A 15,331-nucleotide genomic window follows, 5' to 3' on the forward strand; every position below is an offset into this window, starting at 1 on the left:
AATAATATTTGACGACAAGGCACGAAAAAGGGCATCATTTGATGCCCTTTTTCTACGCTCCGCCTCAGATTAGCGTATTTTTTGGTCAGTGTGCCGAGTAAAAAATGCGTTAAGGTGTACAGAGCGTTACGAAAGGGATTTACTTAATCCTTAGAAGCCTCGCTACCTGCGAGGTTATTTTCGTCTATATTGAGACAAGTTACAGGTTGGTTGTATGAAAGCGAATGCCGAAAACCAAAGCAGCTCTAGTAGCATGGATAGCCTGAAATGGGTTGTTGTATTTGCCCTGCTGGCAGCCGCGGTGGTTGGTAATTACCTGTACAGTGATGTATCTGTAGCGTTGCGTGCCGCAGCTGTAGTGGTCCTGGTTGCCGCTGCTGGTGGTGTTGCAGCTCTAACAGCAAAAGGTAAAACAGCGATCACTTTTGCCCGTGAATCGCGCATGGAAGTCCGCAAGGTAGTGTGGCCAACTCGTCAGGAAGCTACGCAGACAACCTTTATCGTTTTAGCTGTCACTGTCATTATGGCGTTAGCCCTGTGGGGCATCGACGGCATTATGGTCCGTTTGGTCCGCCTGGTTACCGGTGTATAGAGGTAAGAGTTCATGAGCGAAGCTCCAAAAAAACGATGGTATGTTGTGCAGGCCTTCTCTGGTTTTGAAGGGCGAGTTGCACAGTCACTACGTGAACATATCAAGATGCATGGCATGGAAGACTACTTCGACGAGGTATTAGTACCTACAGAAGAAGTAGTGGAAATGCGTGCTGGCCAGCGCCGCAAAAGCGAGCGTAAGTTCTTCCCTGGTTACGTTCTCGTACAGATGGTGATGAATGATGAAACCTGGCATCTGGTACGTAGTATTCCTCGTGTGATGGGGTTCATTGGCGGAACATCTGATCGTCCGGCGCCAATTTCAGACAAAGAAGCTGCTGCGATTTTGAATCGTCTGCAGCAGGCGAGTGAATCGCCTGTTCACAAAACTGTGTTTGAGCCGGGTGAAGTGGTTCGCGTGACGGATGGTCCGTTTGCTGACTTTAACGGTGTGGTTGAAGAAGTCGATTATGACAAGAGCCGTGTGAAAGTCTCGGTCTCTATCTTCGGCCGTGCGACTCCGGTTGAACTGGAGTTTGGTCAGGTTGAGAAAAACTGATCAATAAGTAATCAAGTCATATTGTCAAGGGCGTGGAATTACACTATAATTTCGCGCCCTTTCGTTAGACGGGGAGTCTGTTTGCTAAAAGCAGACGTTTGAACCCAAATTAAGGTAATTAAGCAATGGCTAAAAAAGTAGAAGCTTACATCAAGCTGCAAGTTGCAGCTGGTATGGCAAACCCATCTCCACCAGTTGGTCCAGCTCTGGGTCAGCACGGTGTGAACATCATGGAATTCTGTAAAGCGTTTAACGCTAAAACAGATTCAATGGAGAAAGGTCTGCCAACTCCAGTGGTTATCACTGTTTATAGCGACCGTTCTTTCACTTTCGTTACTAAAACTCCACCTGCTGCAGTTCTGCTGAAGAAAGCAGCTGGTGTTAAGTCAGGCTCTGGCCGTCCTAACACTGAAAAAGTGGGTAAAGTGACTGAAGCTCAGATCCAAGAGATCGCAGAAACTAAAGCTGCAGACATGACTGGTGCCGACATCGAAGCGATGAAGCGCTCTATCGCGGGTACTGCCCGTTCAATGGGTCTGGTAGTTGAGGGTTAAGACAATGGCAAAACTAACTAAGCGTATGCGCGTAATCCGTGAGAAAGTTGACGCTACTCGCGAGTACGACATCAACGAAGCTGTTGCTCTGCTGAAAGAACTGGCTACTGCTAAATTCGTAGAAAGTGTTGACGTTTCAGTTAACCTGGGTATCGATGCTCGTAAATCTGATCAGAACGTTCGTGGCGCAACTGTACTGCCACACGGTACTGGCCGTGATGTCCGCGTAGCGGTTTTCACTCAAGGTGCTAACGCTGAAGCAGCGAAAGAAGCGGGTGCAGATCTGATTGGTATGGAAGATCTGGCTGAACTGGTTAAGAAAGGCGAAATGAACTTTGACGTTGTTATCGCTTCTCCAGACGCAATGCGCGTTGTTGGTCAGCTGGGTACTATCCTGGGTCCTCGTGGCCTGATGCCTAACCCGAAAGTGGGTACTGTAACGCCTAACGTTGCTGAAGCTGTGAAGAATGCTAAAGCGGGTCAGGTTCGTTACCGTAACGACAAGAACGGTATCATCCACACCACTATCGGTAAGGTTGATTTCGACGCTGACAAACTGAAAGCTAACCTGGAATCTCTGCTGGTTGCGCTGAAAAAAGCAAAACCTGCATCAGCTAAAGGTACTTTCATCAAGAAAGTCAGCATCTCTACCACTATGGGTGCAGGTGTGGCGCTAGACCAGAATACTCTGGACGCTAACGTTTAATATTTGCAGAATCGCTGGGATTATGTATAATCCTGCGTTTCGAATTAATGGCTAAGATCTGGGCAGCATTCTGCCGGGATCTTCGTCCTAGACCGTAGGTGTTCTCAGAACTTAATACTTCAACCTACGTAGACGGTGCCAGGAACATGATTGATTTACTGTCTTTCTTGGATCTGCGCCGTACAAACTCTCCTGCAATTTTGCAGTGAGTGGGTAAACACAATCCAGGAGCAAATCCAATGGCTTTAAACCTTCAAGACAAACAGGCAATTGTTGCTGAAGTCAACGAAGCTGCCAGTGGTGCCCTGTCTGCAGTTGTTGCTGACTCTCGTGGCGTAGCCGTGGGTGCTATGACGACTCTGCGTAAACAAGCGCGTGAAGCGGGTGTTTACGTACGTGTTGTTCGTAATACTCTGGCTCGTCGTGCAGTAGTAGGTACTAACTACGAGTGTCTTGCTGACACTTTCGTAGGCCCTACTCTGCTGGCTTTCTCTACAGAGCACCCAGGTGCCGCAGCACGTCTTTTCAAAGACTTTGCTAAAGAGAACAAAGATTTCGAGATCAAAGCTGCTGCATTCGAAGGCGTACTGACTGATGCAGATGTTCTGGCGAAACTGCCAACTTACGACGAAGCTATCGCACGTCTGATGATGTGCATGAAAGAAGCTTCTGCTGGCAAGCTGGTTCGTACTATTGCAGCTATTCGCGATCAGAAAGAAGCCGCTTAATAAGTTTGGTTTTTTATTGGTTGCTATTTAAACTAATTGTTGACTTTAAAAGAGAATTGTTATGTCTATCACTAACGAGCAAATCCTAGACGCAGTTGCAGAAATGTCTGTAATGCAAGTTGTTGAACTGATCGAAGCAATGGAAGAGAAGTTCGGTGTTACTGCTGCTGCAGCAGTAGTTGCTGGCGGCGCTGCTGAAGCAGTTGCTGAAGAGCAAACTGAATTCGACGTAATCCTGACTGCTGCTGGCGGTAACAAAGTTGCTGTAATCAAAGCAGTACGTGGCGCAACTGGTCTGGGCCTGAAAGAAGCTAAAGCTCTGGTTGACGGCGCTCCAGCACCTCTGAAAGAAGGTGTTGAGAAAGCTGAAGCTGAAGCTCTGAAAGCTCAGCTGGAAGAAGCTGGTGCATCTGTTGAAATCAAGTAATTATTACTTAATTTCTTAGCCTTTATGGCTATGGGCTGGTGGCTAAAAAGCCACCGGCCCTTTTGCGCTGTAGGGTAGTGGTGTTTTTCACATTGTTTTGCAACCGCTTCCCGTGCAAATCACAGCCTGTACTCCAGTGCTGTTCCTGCTACAAACAATGTTATTAGTCACTGCCTCTTACTAGAGGTAGTTTGGATCACTTATCAGCGATCTGAGGAACCTATGGTTTACTCTTATACCGAGAAAAAGCGTATCCGTAAGGATTTTGGTAAGCGTCCTCAAGTATTGGATGTACCTTACTTGCTGTCGATCCAGCTTGAGTCTTTTGATAAGTTCATCGAGCAGGATCCGGAAGGGCATTACGGTCTAGAAGCTGCCTTTCGTTCTGTATTCCCAATTCAGAGCTATAACGGCAATTCCGAGCTGCAATACGTTAGCTATCGTCTCGGTGAGCCGGTGTTCGATGTCAAAGAATGTCAGATTCGTGGTGTAACATATTCCGCGCCGTTACGCGTGAAATTACGTCTTGTTATGTATGACAAGGACGCACCAGCTGGCACAGTAAAAGACATTAAAGAACAAGAAGTTTACATGGGCGAAATTCCGCTCATGACAGATAACGGTACATTCGTTATTAACGGTACCGAGAGGGTTATCGTATCCCAGCTGCACCGTAGCCCGGGCGTCTTTTTCGACAGCGATAAGGGTAAAACCCACTCCTCAGGTAAAGTGCTTTATAACGCACGCATCATTCCTTACCGTGGTTCATGGTTGGATTTCGAGTTTGATCCAAAGGATAACGTCTACGTTCGTATCGACCGTCGTCGTAAGTTGCCTGCGTCTATCATTCTGCGTGCGCTGAACTATACCACTGAGCAAATCCTTGACCTGTTCTTCGAGAAGATCAATTTCGAAGTACAGGGCAAGTCTTTGGTTATGGAGTTGGTGCCAGACCGTCTGCGTGGTGAAACTGCGAGCTTCGATATTGAAGCGAACGGCACTGTGTACGTTGAGAAAGGCCGCCGTATTACTGCGCGCCATATCCGACAGCTGCAGAAAGATAACATTGACCACATCGAAGTACCGGTTGAGTACATCGTGGGCAAAGTGTCAGCACGTGAATATGTGAATGAAGACACGGGTGAGCTGATTGTTGAAGCTAACCAAGAGCTGAGCCTGGAAATTCTGGCTAAGCTGTCTCAGGCTGGCCACAAAGCCATCGAAGTGCTGTTTACCAACGACCTGGATTACGGTCCGTACATGTCTGATACCCTGCGTATTGACAGTACAACAGATCGTCTGAGCGCCCTGGTTGAAATCTACCGCATGATGCGCCCTGGTGAGCCACCAACGCGCGAAGCGGCAGAGCAGCTGTTTGAAAGCCTGTTCTTCTCTGAAGATCGCTATGACCTGTCTGCGGTTGGCCGCATGAAGTTCAACAGCTCTCTGGTACGTGAAGAAACAACAGGTTCTGGCACGCTGGATCACGACGATATTATCGACGTGATGCGTAAGCTGATCGACATTCGTAACGGTAAAGGTGAAGTTGATGATATCGACCACCTGGGCAACCGCCGTATCCGTAGTGTTGGCGAAATGGCTGAAAACCAGTTCCGTGTCGGTCTGGTACGTGTTGAGCGCGCAGTTAAAGAACGTCTGAGCCTGGGCGATTTGGATGCTGTGATGCCACAGGATCTGATCAACGCTAAGCCTATCTCTGCGGCAGTGAAAGAGTTCTTTGGCTCTTCTCAGTTGTCTCAGTTTATGGATCAGAACAACCCATTGTCAGAAGTGACGCACAAACGTCGTATTTCTGCCCTGGGTCCAGGTGGTCTGACACGTGAGCGTGCAGGCTTTGAAGTTCGAGATGTTCACGCCACGCACTACGGTCGTCTGTGTCCTATCGAGACCCCTGAAGGTCCGAACATCGGTCTGATCAACTCGCTGTCTGTATTTGCGCGTTGTAACCCGTACGGTTTCCTGGAAACACCATACCGCAAAGTGGTTGATGGTGAGGTTACCGACCAGATTGATTATCTGTCAGCGATTGAAGAAGGTCAGTTTGTTATCGCTCAGGCAAACGCCGCTCTTGAAGAAGACGGTAGCTTTACCGATGAGCTGATCACTGCCCGCCACAAAGGTGAATCTGGTCTTCACCCACGTGACCACGTTCAGTATATGGACGTTGCAACCAACCAGGTGGTATCTGTGGCAGCGTCCCTGATCCCGTTCCTGGAGCACGATGATGCTAACCGTGCCCTTATGGGTGCGAACATGCAACGTCAGGCAGTACCGACTCTGCGTGCTGATAAGCCGCTGGTAGGTACAGGTATTGAGCGTGCGGTAGCGGTTGACTCCGGTGTAACCTCGGTGGCTAAACGCGGCGGTATGGTTCAGTCGGTAGATGCGTCTCGTATCGTTATCAAAGTGAACGAAGACGAGCTGGTACCGGGCGAAGCCGGTATCGACATCTACAACCTGACTAAGTACACCCGTTCTAACCAGAACACCTGTATCAACCAGCGTCCAACTGTGATGCCGGGTGAACCTGTAGCACGTGGTGACGTGCTGGCTGATGGTCCGTCTACTGACCTGGGTGAGCTGGCTCTTGGCCAGAACATGCGTATCGCGTTCATGCCTTGGAACGGCTACAACTTCGAAGACTCCATCTTAGTCTCTGAGCGTGTGGTTCAGGAAGATCGCCTGACGACTATCCACATTCAGGAACTGTCCTGTGTGGCACGTGATACTAAGCTGGGTGCGGAAGAAATCACAGCAGACATCCCGAACGTGGGTGAAGCAGCCCTGTCCAAACTGGACGAGTCCGGCATCGTTTACATCGGTGCGGAAGTGAAGGGTGGCGATATTCTGGTTGGTAAAGTAACGCCTAAGGGTGAGACTCAGCTGACGCCAGAAGAGAAACTGCTGCGTGCCATCTTCGGTGAAAAAGCGTCTGACGTGAAAGACTCGTCGCTGCGTGTACCTAACTCTGTGTCTGGTACCATCATCGACGTTCAGGTCTTCACGCGCGATGGCGTAGAGAAGGACAAGCGTGCACTCGAAATTGAAGAGATGCAGCTGAAAGAAGCGAAGAAAGATATCACCGAAGAATTCCAGATCCTGGAAGGTGGTTTGCTGGCTCGTGTCCGTACTCTGCTGCTGTCTGCCGGTTATGATGACGCGCGTGTGTCTTCAATGGACCGTGAGAAGCTGTTCTCTCAGACTCTGGATGATGAGTCACTGCAAAACCAGCTGGAGCAGCTGGCAGAGCAGTACGACGAGCTGAAATCTGAGTTCGATAAGAAGTTCGAAACCAAGCGTCGTAAGATCACCCAAGGTGATGACCTGGCCCCTGGCGTCCTGAAGATCGTTAAGGTCTATCTGGCCGTTAAACGCCGTATTCAGCCTGGTGATAAGATGGCCGGCCGTCACGGTAACAAGGGTGTTATCTCGAAGATTTGTCCGGTTGAAGACATGCCTTACGATGAGAAAGGCCAGACGGTCGACATCGTACTGAACCCACTGGGTGTACCTTCGCGTATGAACATCGGTCAGATCCTGGAAACTCACATGGGTCTGGCGGCAAAAGGTATCGGCGACAAGATCAATCAGATGCTGAAAGAACAGCAGGAACTGCATAGGTTCCGCGAATTCCTTCAGAAGGTCTATGATCTGGGCGATACCCGTCAGAATGTTGATATTGCATCTATGTCTGATGATGAAGTTCGTACCCTGATTGAGAACCTGCGTGCGGGTCTGCCGATCGCGACACCTGTCTTTGACGGTGCGCCTGAGCCAGCAATCAAAGAGCTGTTGAAACTGGCAGACTTGCCAGAATCGGGTCAGCTGAATTTGTTTGATGGCCGTACCGGTGAGCAGTTTGAGCGTCCTGTAACTGTTGGTTACATGTACATGCTGAAACTGAACCACCTGGTCGACGACAAGATGCACGCCCGTTCTACCGGTTCGTACAGTCTGGTAACTCAGCAGCCATTGGGCGGTAAAGCTCAGTTCGGTGGTCAGCGCTTCGGTGAGATGGAAGTGTGGGCACTGGAAGCTTATGGTGCCGCCTATACGCTGCAGGAAATGCTGACAGTGAAATCGGATGACGTGAATGGCCGTACGAAGATGTATAAAAACATCGTCGATGGCGATCACCGTATGGAACCAGGTATGCCGGAATCCTTCAACGTACTGTTGAAAGAGATCCGCTCGTTGGGTATCAACATCGAGCTGGAAGACGAGTAAGCCTGACACTGTCAGTACTACTTGAATCCGGTATCAATATGAAGGCGCCGCCGCCACGGCGCCTTTATGGGTCAACTCCTCACAGGAGCCGAATGTGAAAGACTTACTTAAGTTTCTGAAAGCACAGCACAAGACCGAAGAATTTGATGCGATCAAAATCGGTCTTGCTTCACCTGACATGATTCGTTCATGGTCTTTTGGTGAAGTGAAAAAGCCAGAAACCATTAACTACCGTACCTTTAAGCCTGAGCGTGACGGTCTGTTCTGTGCACGTATCTTTGGCCCGGTCAAAGACTATGAATGTCTTTGTGGTAAATACAAACGCCTGAAGCACCGCGGCGTGATCTGTGAAAAATGTGGTGTAGAAGTTACTCAGACCAAAGTACGTCGTGAGCGTATGGGTCACATTGAGCTGGCTTCTCCTGTTGCCCACATCTGGTTCCTGAAATCACTGCCATCCCGTATCGGTCTGTTGATGGACATGCCGCTGCGTGATATCGAGCGTGTGCTTTATTTCGAATCTTATGTGGTTATCGAACCTGGCATGACCAATCTTGAGCGTAGTCAGCTGCTGTCTGAAGAACAGTATCTGGACGCGCTGGAAGAGTGGGGCGATGAGTTCGACGCGCGCATGGGCGCCGAAGCAGTGAAAGCACTGCTGGCCAACATGGATCTGAATGCTGAAATCGAACTGATGCGTGAAGAGCTGGAAGAAACCAACTCTGAAACCAAGCGCAAGAAGCTGACCAAGCGTCTGAAGCTGGTAGAAGCATTTGTTCAATCCGGTAACAACCCAGAGTGGATGATCCTGTCAGTACTGCCTGTACTGCCGCCGGATCTGCGTCCTCTGGTACCGCTGGACGGTGGTCGTTTCGCGACCTCTGATCTGAACGACCTATACCGTCGTGTGATCAACCGTAACAACCGTTTGAAGCGCCTGCTGGATCTGGCTGCCCCAGACATCATCGTACGTAACGAAAAGCGTATGTTGCAAGAGTCTGTGGATGCACTGCTGGACAACGGTCGTCGTGGTCGTGCCATCACGGGTTCGAACAAGCGTCCGCTGAAATCTCTGGCTGACATGATCAAAGGTAAGCAGGGTCGTTTCCGTCAGAACCTGCTGGGTAAGCGTGTCGACTACTCAGGCCGTTCGGTAATCACCGTAGGTCCATACCTGCGTCTGCACCAGTGTGGTCTGCCGAAGAAAATGGCACTGGAGCTGTTCAAACCGTTCATCTACGGCAAGCTGGAAACCCGTGGTCTGGCGACCACCATCAAAGCTGCCAAGAAGATGGTTGAGCGCGAAGAAGCTGTTGTTTGGGATATCCTGGACGAAGTGATCCGCGAACACCCGGTTATGCTGAACCGTGCACCAACACTGCACCGTCTGGGTATCCAGGCGTTTGAACCTGTGTTGATCGAAGGTAAAGCGATTCAGCTGCACCCGCTGGTCTGTGCGGCTTATAACGCCGACTTCGATGGTGACCAGATGGCGGTACACGTACCGCTGACGCTGGAAGCGCAGTTGGAAGCACGTGCGCTGATGATGTCGACCAACAACATCCTGTCTCCGGCGTCTGGTGATCCAATCATCGTACCGTCTCAGGACGTTGTACTGGGTCTGTACTACATGACCCGCGACAAGATCAACGCTAAAGGCGAAGGCATGTACCTGGCCGGCTCTGCGGAAGCAGAGAAAGCGTACCGTACCGGTAATGCAGAGCTGCATGCTCGCGTTAAAGTGCGTATCACTGAGCACGTGAAAAACGAGCAAGGTGAGCTGGTGAAAAACACCCAGCTGATGGACACCACTGTTGGCCGAGCCATGCTGTGGCAAATCGTGCCTAAGGGTCTGCCATACAGCCTGGTGAACACTGAAGCACTGGGTAAGAAGCAGATCTCGAACCTGCTGAACACCTGTTACCGTGAACTGGGTATGAAGCAAACTGTCATTTTTGCTGACCAGATCATGTACACAGGCTTTGCTTACGCGGCCCTGTCTGGTGTATCTGTTGGTATCGACGACATGGTGGTGCCAGACGCTAAGTACACCAAGATCGCTGAAGCTGAAGCTGAAGTTGCAGAAATTCAGGATCAGTTCCAGTCCGGTCTGGTAACCGCTGGCGAACGTTACAACAAAGTGATCGATATCTGGGCAACCGCGAACGAACAGGTTGCTAAAGCGATGATGGATAACCTGTCGTTTGACACAGTTATCAACCGCGAAGGTAAAGAAGAACAGCAGAAATCGTTTAACAGTGTATACATGATGGCCGATTCCGGTGCTCGTGGTTCGGCTGCACAGATTCGTCAGTTGGCGGGTATGCGTGGTCTGATGGCGAAACCAGATGGTTCGATCATCGAAACGCCAATCACCGCGAACTTCCGTGAAGGTCTGAACGTACTCCAGTACTTCATCTCCACGCACGGTGCGCGTAAAGGTCTGGCGGATACGGCACTGAAAACAGCGAACTCAGGTTACCTGACTCGTCGTCTGGTAGACGTTGCCCAGGATGTGGTGATCACAGCTGATGACTGTGGTACGCACGCAGGTATCACTATGATGCCGCTGATCGAAGGTGGTGATGTTAAAGAGCCGCTGCGAGATCGCGTACTGGGTCGAGTCGTGGCCGATGATGTGCTGAAACCAGGTACTGAAGAAGTACTGGTTCAACGCAACACTATGCTGGACGAGAAGTGGTGTGACATTCTGGAAGACAACTCAGTTGACCAGATTAAAGTGCGTTCTGTTGTTACTTGTGAAAACGACTTCGGTTGTTGCCGTAACTGTTATGGTCGTGACCTGGCTCGTGGTCACCTGGTTAACCAGGGTGAAGCAGTCGGCGTTGTGGCAGCACAGTCCATCGGTGAACCAGGTACACAGCTGACGATGCGTACGTTCCACATCGGTGGTGCGGCTTCTCGTGCGGCAGCAGAAAACAGTATTCAGGTGAAGAACAAAGGTTCTCTGAAGCTGCACAATGCCAAGTTCGTTACTAATAACGATGGCAAGCTGGTTATCACTTCGCGTGCTGCTGAGCTGACTATTGTTGATGAGTTCGGTCGTACCAAGGAAAGCTACAAGCTGCCATACGGTTCGATGCTGGGCAAAGGCGACAACGATGCGGTTGAAGCCGGTGAAGTGGTGGCGAACTGGGACCCACACACAATGCCAATCATTACTGAAGTGGCAGGTCATATCCAGTTTGTGGATCTGATCGATGGTGTGACGGTTTCTCGCCAGACGGACGACCTGACCGGTCTGTCTTCTATCGTAATCCTGGACGGTGCCGAGCGTACCGGTGCAGGTAAAGATATGCGTCCAATGGTGAAACTGGTTGATGACAAAGGCAACGATGTCATGATTCCGGGTACAGATATGCCTGCGCAGTACTTCCTGCCGGGTAAAGCCATTGTTCAGCTGGAAGACGGTTCTGCGGTTGGTATCGGTGACACGCTGTCTCGTATTCCTCAGGAATCTGGCGGTACGAAAGATATCACCGGTGGTCTGCCACGCGTTGCTGACCTGTTCGAAGCGCGTAAGCCGAAAGAGCCTGCAATCCTGGCTGAAATCACAGGTGCAGTATCCTTCGGTAAAGAGACCAAAGGTAAGCGTCGTTTGATCATCACCCCAACTGACGGCCAGCCATATGAGGAAATGATTCCTAAGTGGCGTCAGCTGAACGTCTTTGAAGGCGAGAAAGTTGAAAAAGGTGATGTTATTGCCGATGGTCCGGAAGCTCCACACGATATCCTGCGTCTGCGTGGCGTTCACGCGGTAGCAGAATACATCGTTAACGAGGTTCAGGAAGTTTACCGTCTGCAAGGCGTTAAGATTAACGATAAGCACATCGAGACTATCATCCGTCAGATGCTGCGTAAGGTAACCATTACGGTTCCGGGTGACTCTGAGTTCCTGGAAGGCGAGCAGGTGGAATTCTCCCGCGTGAACATCGCCAACCGTCAGCTGATTGCTGAAGACAAGCAGCCTGCACTGTTTGAGCGTGATCTGCTGGGTATTACCAAAGCGTCTCTGGCTACTGAGTCCTTCATCTCTGCCGCGTCGTTCCAGGAAACGACTCGCGTACTGACTGAAGCTGCGGTTGCCGGTAAGCGTGATGAGCTGCGTGGTCTGAAAGAAAACGTCATCGTGGGTCGTTTGATCCCTGCGGGTACAGGTTTCTCTTATCACCAGCAGCGTCAGCGTCGTCGTGATGCGGATCTGGCTCCGGTAGAGCCTCAGGTTGATGCCGAGCAGGCGTCTCAAGACCTGGCAGCACTGCTGAATGCCGGTTTGAACGACGAAGATTAAGATCTGTTTGGTTCTTGCATAACCGAAAACTGAAAAAGGCACCCTCAGGGGTGCCTTTTGTTTTTATGTTTAAATTCGTTGGTTATGTGTTTTCAGCGGCCTGACTGTTTTTGGGCTCTGGCTGATTTTAAACAGACAAAGATGCATACAGTAATCAGGGATTCTGATTACCCGTTCTTGGTAGCACAGCGTGTGATTTGCTGTGATTAAGCGCCGGGTGGAACGGCTAAACTTTCACTGATCAGCTCAATCAGATCATCTTCCAGCTCGAACCTTAATTCGATTTGTTCACCCACCATGGACAATTCGTTATCAAAATTATCCCAATCATCACTGTCGTCTGTGATCTCACAATAGCGGTCTGCAAAATTCAGCAAGGGATCTGTGGTATCAGTAATTTTGTTGTAGAGCTGTGAGATTTCTGTGGTTGGGGAATATCCGGTCGCCTGCCACCTTGCCATCACCTTGTCATAAATTTTAAAGTGACCTTCGGAGATGTAATCAACCAGTTGCTGGCTGAAGAGTTGGAGCTGCGATGACGTGGGAAGTTGCCGGGATTTATTTTCAAAGGGAGGTAAGCCTGCTAATTTGCAGTAATCTATCAGCAGCTGCTGCCTCGACATCAGCCAATGATCGATGACATCATTGTTGCCACCCCATTGTTTTTGCACTTGTTCGAATTTACTAAGCATGACCATGTCCTCATGATCGCCCCGCAAGAAGCAGGAGCCGAAAACAATACCTGTCAAACTCTTAGTGACACTAAGAGTACCAATATGGCAAAGCCAAATTCCACTGTTAGGTTTAGATTGCCAGCAAAACTGATACCCTGCAAGGATGGAGGAGCAGCTAATGTCAAAAAAGCAAGAACACAGCTACTGGTGTGTCATTCGTGACCGCAGAATTTATTTAGAAAATGGTAAGTTACCGCTTACACTGGAAGGCTTTACTGACTTGGATCTTGCAAGATCCACCGTGATCGGTTTTCATCAGGGATACCCGGTGAGATGGCTGGAAGATCCTGATTTATTGGCCGATAAAAAATTTTATTCTCTCAGGGAATTTCTTCGCGAACATGAGGATCTGTTTGCGCTGGCCGGCAAAGCGATGCAGTTATCCCATATGTGCGAGACGCAGGCGTTTTGTGCTTCCTGCGGCGGGAAAACGACATTGGCCGACAGTGCACAGGCCATGCGATGCCAGGCCTGTGACAGCTACCATTATCCGCGCATTGCTCCCTGTATCATTGTTGCGGTGAAGAAAGATGACTGCATTTTGCTGGCGCAGCATCCCCGCCACAAAAGTGGCATGTATACCGTTATTGCCGGCTTTGTTGAAGCCGGAGAAACCCTGGAGCAATGTGTGGCTCGTGAAGTCAAAGAAGAGACGGGTATTGAAGTGACCAATATCCGCTACTTTGACAGTCAGCCCTGGGCGTTTCCGTCCAACATTATGATGGGATTTCTGGCGGAACACCAAAGTGGTGTTATCCGTCCGGATTACGAAGAGCTGGTGGATGCCCGCTGGTTTAAACATGATCAGTTACCGCAGATCGCGCCACCAGGGACGATTGCGCATCGTCTTATTCAGGCTACTTGCGAGGCTATCAGGCAGGAAGCAGCAATCCGGAAAGATGGTGACCAGTAAATGCCAGGGAGATAATTTACTGGAAGGGACCCAGGCTCCTATCAGCCTGAGTGGCTTTCTGGCAGTCCGCGGAAAATGGCTTTGGAATGCTTAATCAGGTGTGCGGCATAATGCGGGGTGACTTTATGCAGCTGTCCTTTCATGGCTTTGAAAGAGTTTTCCCAACAGCGGTCTTTGTACACACCGGTTTCAGTAAATTCGATAACAACTTGCAGGTCCATAGATCCTCCAATTTTTGCATTAGCCGATGTTGGCTGTTAATAACAGTATCAGAGAACCGATAGGCTATTGATTAAAATATCTGCAACATTAGATTGCCAAAAATGAAACAGCAGATGCTTAAACCGTACGGCTGACAAGCGATGTGCTCTACGCGGCATTAATTGCCATTCAGGGTGAATGCATAGCTGCTGTTGCCGGATCAGGGTGTTACAATGTACTCAATTATTTGCCAGGATGTTGACAATGACAGAATTGAAAAACGATCGCTATCTGCGTGCTTTACTCAAGCAGCCAGTTGACTGCACCCCTGTATGGATGATGCGTCAGGCAGGCCGTTATCTACCAGAATACCGTGCAACCCGCGGCGTGGCTGGCGACTTTATGTCGCTGTGTAAGAATGCTGAACTGGCCAGCGAAGTGACTCTGCAACCTTTGCGCCGTTTTCCGCTGGATGCCGCTATCCTGTTTTCTGACATCCTGACCATTCCGGATGCTATGGGTCTTGGACTGTATTTTGAAACCGGTGAAGGGCCAAAATTCGAGCGTCCTATCACCTGTAAAGCCGATGTCGATAAGATAGGTATCCCTGACCCGGAAGGTGAGCTGCAATATGTTATGAACGCCGTGCGTCAAATCCGAAAAGATTTGAAAGGTGAGGTGCCGCTGATTGGCTTTTCCGGCAGCCCGTGGACGCTGGCTACTTACATGGTGGAAGGCGGCAGCACTAAGGCGTTTACAAAAATCAAAAAAATGATGTACGCCGAACCTGCAGTTCTGCATGCATTGCTGGATAAACTGGCCGACAGTGTGATTCAGTACCTGAATGCTCAAATCAAAGCCGGTGCCCAGTCAGTGATGGTGTTTGACACCTGGGGTGGCGTATTGACCCCGCGTGATTACCAGCTGTTTTCGCTACAGTACATGCACAAGATTGTCGATGGCCTGATCCGTGAAAACGAAGGCCGCCGTGTCCCTGTGACCCTGTTTACCAAAAACGGTGGTATGTGGCTGGAAGCGATTGCGGCAACCGGTTGTGATGCGGTGGGTCTGGACTGGACCATTGATATTGCCGACGCCAAGCGCCGTGTGGGTGACAAAGTGGCCCTGCAAGGCAATATGGACCCGTCCATGCTGTACGCGTCGCCAGAGCGTATCCGTGAAGAAGTGGCCGGTATTCTGTCTGGCTTCGGTGAAGGCACGGGCCATGTCTTTAACCTGGGCCACGGTATCCATCTCGACGTACCGCCGGAAAATGCCGGCGTCTTTGTCGAGGCGGTCCATGAGCTGTCTGCCCCTTATCACAAGTAAGCGGCGGCTGATGACACCAGAAAGCGAGC

General features: G+C 50.1%; 12 protein-coding genes. 10 read left to right on the plus strand and 2 right to left on the minus strand.

Annotated elements, in window-relative coordinates; all coding sequences use genetic code 11:
* Positions 1–214 precede the first annotated feature (214 nt).
* The 8 genes from secE (at position 215) to rpoC (ending at position 12,125) form a co-directional block, all read left to right on the plus strand.
* Positions 215–592 (plus strand): preprotein translocase subunit SecE, encoded by a 378-nt coding sequence (secE, locus tag KCG43_RS17325; RefSeq protein ID WP_161459318.1) that lies wholly within the window; start codon positions 215–217, stop codon positions 590–592.
* 12 nt (positions 593–604) lie between these two features.
* Entirely contained in the window at positions 605–1,150 is a 546-nt protein-coding gene (gene nusG, locus KCG43_RS17330; protein ID WP_027254132.1) for a transcription termination/antitermination protein NusG, read from the plus strand.
* Between the two features lie 125 nt (positions 1,151–1,275).
* Positions 1,276–1,704 (plus strand): 50S ribosomal protein L11, encoded by a 429-nt coding sequence (rplK, locus tag KCG43_RS17335; protein WP_027254131.1) that lies wholly within the window; start codon positions 1,276–1,278, stop codon positions 1,702–1,704.
* A gap of 4 nt (positions 1,705–1,708) precedes the next feature.
* Entirely contained in the window at positions 1,709–2,410 is a 702-nt protein-coding gene (gene rplA, locus KCG43_RS17340) for a 50S ribosomal protein L1 (protein ID WP_192017288.1), read from the plus strand.
* Positions 2,411–2,649: 239 nt separating this feature from the next.
* Positions 2,650–3,138, plus strand: coding sequence for a 50S ribosomal protein L10 (rplJ, locus tag KCG43_RS17345; RefSeq protein ID WP_192017289.1), 489 nt, complete (start codon positions 2,650–2,652; stop codon positions 3,136–3,138).
* A gap of 61 nt (positions 3,139–3,199) precedes the next feature.
* Positions 3,200–3,565 carry a 50S ribosomal protein L7/L12 gene (gene rplL / locus KCG43_RS17350; protein WP_027254128.1) on the plus strand — a complete coding sequence of 122 codons (366 nt, stop codon included), beginning with the start codon at positions 3,200–3,202 and terminating at the stop codon, positions 3,563–3,565.
* A gap of 222 nt (positions 3,566–3,787) precedes the next feature.
* Positions 3,788–7,813 carry a DNA-directed RNA polymerase subunit beta gene (gene rpoB, locus KCG43_RS17355; RefSeq protein ID WP_192017290.1) on the plus strand — a complete coding sequence of 1,342 codons (4,026 nt, stop codon included), beginning with the start codon at positions 3,788–3,790 and terminating at the stop codon, positions 7,811–7,813.
* A 94-nt stretch (positions 7,814–7,907) separates the two neighbouring features.
* Complete coding sequence (rpoC, locus tag KCG43_RS17360; protein WP_192017291.1) at positions 7,908–12,125, plus strand: DNA-directed RNA polymerase subunit beta'; 4,218 nt, start codon at positions 7,908–7,910, stop codon at positions 12,123–12,125.
* Positions 12,126–12,331: 206 nt separating this feature from the next.
* Here the strand turns inward: rpoC and rsd are convergent, their stop codons facing one another.
* Positions 12,332–12,817, minus strand: a complete 486-nt coding sequence (gene rsd / locus KCG43_RS17365) for a sigma D regulator (protein ID WP_192017292.1) — start codon at positions 12,815–12,817, stop codon at positions 12,332–12,334.
* 160 nt (positions 12,818–12,977) lie between these two features.
* Between rsd and nudC the strand changes: the two genes are divergently transcribed.
* Positions 12,978–13,772: an NAD(+) diphosphatase gene (gene nudC / locus KCG43_RS17370; RefSeq protein WP_218386510.1), complete on the plus strand. Its 795-nt coding sequence runs from the start codon at positions 12,978–12,980 to the stop codon at positions 13,770–13,772.
* Between the two features lie 41 nt (positions 13,773–13,813).
* Here nudC and KCG43_RS17375 read toward each other — a convergent pair whose 3' ends face one another.
* Positions 13,814–13,993, minus strand: coding sequence for a hypothetical protein (locus KCG43_RS17375; protein WP_192017377.1), 180 nt, complete (start codon positions 13,991–13,993; stop codon positions 13,814–13,816).
* A 244-nt stretch (positions 13,994–14,237) separates the two neighbouring features.
* On the opposite strand from KCG43_RS17375, the gene hemE reads away from it, so the two are divergent.
* Entirely contained in the window at positions 14,238–15,302 is a 1,065-nt protein-coding gene (gene hemE / locus KCG43_RS17380) for a uroporphyrinogen decarboxylase (protein ID WP_192017294.1), read from the plus strand.
* Positions 15,303–15,331: the final 29 nt, after the last annotated feature.

The sequence above is a fragment of the Photobacterium sp. WH24 genome (assembly GCF_019204055.1).
GTDB lineage: Bacteria > Pseudomonadota > Gammaproteobacteria > Enterobacterales > Vibrionaceae > Photobacterium > Photobacterium arenosum.

Bases quoted from the DNA above. Each gene is read 5' to 3' on its own strand.
- secE (WP_161459318.1), top strand. From the start codon at position 215: ATGAAAGCGAATGCCGAAAACCAAAGCAGCTCTAGTAGCATGGATAGC.
- nusG (WP_027254132.1), top strand. From the start codon at position 605: ATGAGCGAAGCTCCAAAAAAACGATGGTATGTTGTGCAGGCCTTCTCT.
- rplK (WP_027254131.1), top strand. From the start codon at position 1,276: ATGGCTAAAAAAGTAGAAGCTTACATCAAGCTGCAAGTTGCAGCTGGT.
- rplA (WP_192017288.1), top strand. From the start codon at position 1,709: ATGGCAAAACTAACTAAGCGTATGCGCGTAATCCGTGAGAAAGTTGAC.
- rplJ (WP_192017289.1), top strand. From the start codon at position 2,650: ATGGCTTTAAACCTTCAAGACAAACAGGCAATTGTTGCTGAAGTCAAC.
- rplL (WP_027254128.1), top strand. From the start codon at position 3,200: ATGTCTATCACTAACGAGCAAATCCTAGACGCAGTTGCAGAAATGTCT.
- rpoB (WP_192017290.1), top strand. From the start codon at position 3,788: ATGGTTTACTCTTATACCGAGAAAAAGCGTATCCGTAAGGATTTTGGT.
- rsd (WP_192017292.1), bottom strand. From the start codon at position 12,817: ATGCTTAGTAAATTCGAACAAGTGCAAAAACAATGGGGTGGCAACAAT.
- nudC (WP_218386510.1), top strand. From the start codon at position 12,978: ATGTCAAAAAAGCAAGAACACAGCTACTGGTGTGTCATTCGTGACCGC.
- KCG43_RS17375 (WP_192017377.1), bottom strand. From the start codon at position 13,993: ATGGACCTGCAAGTTGTTATCGAATTTACTGAAACCGGTGTGTACAAA.
- hemE (WP_192017294.1), top strand. From the start codon at position 14,238: ATGACAGAATTGAAAAACGATCGCTATCTGCGTGCTTTACTCAAGCAG.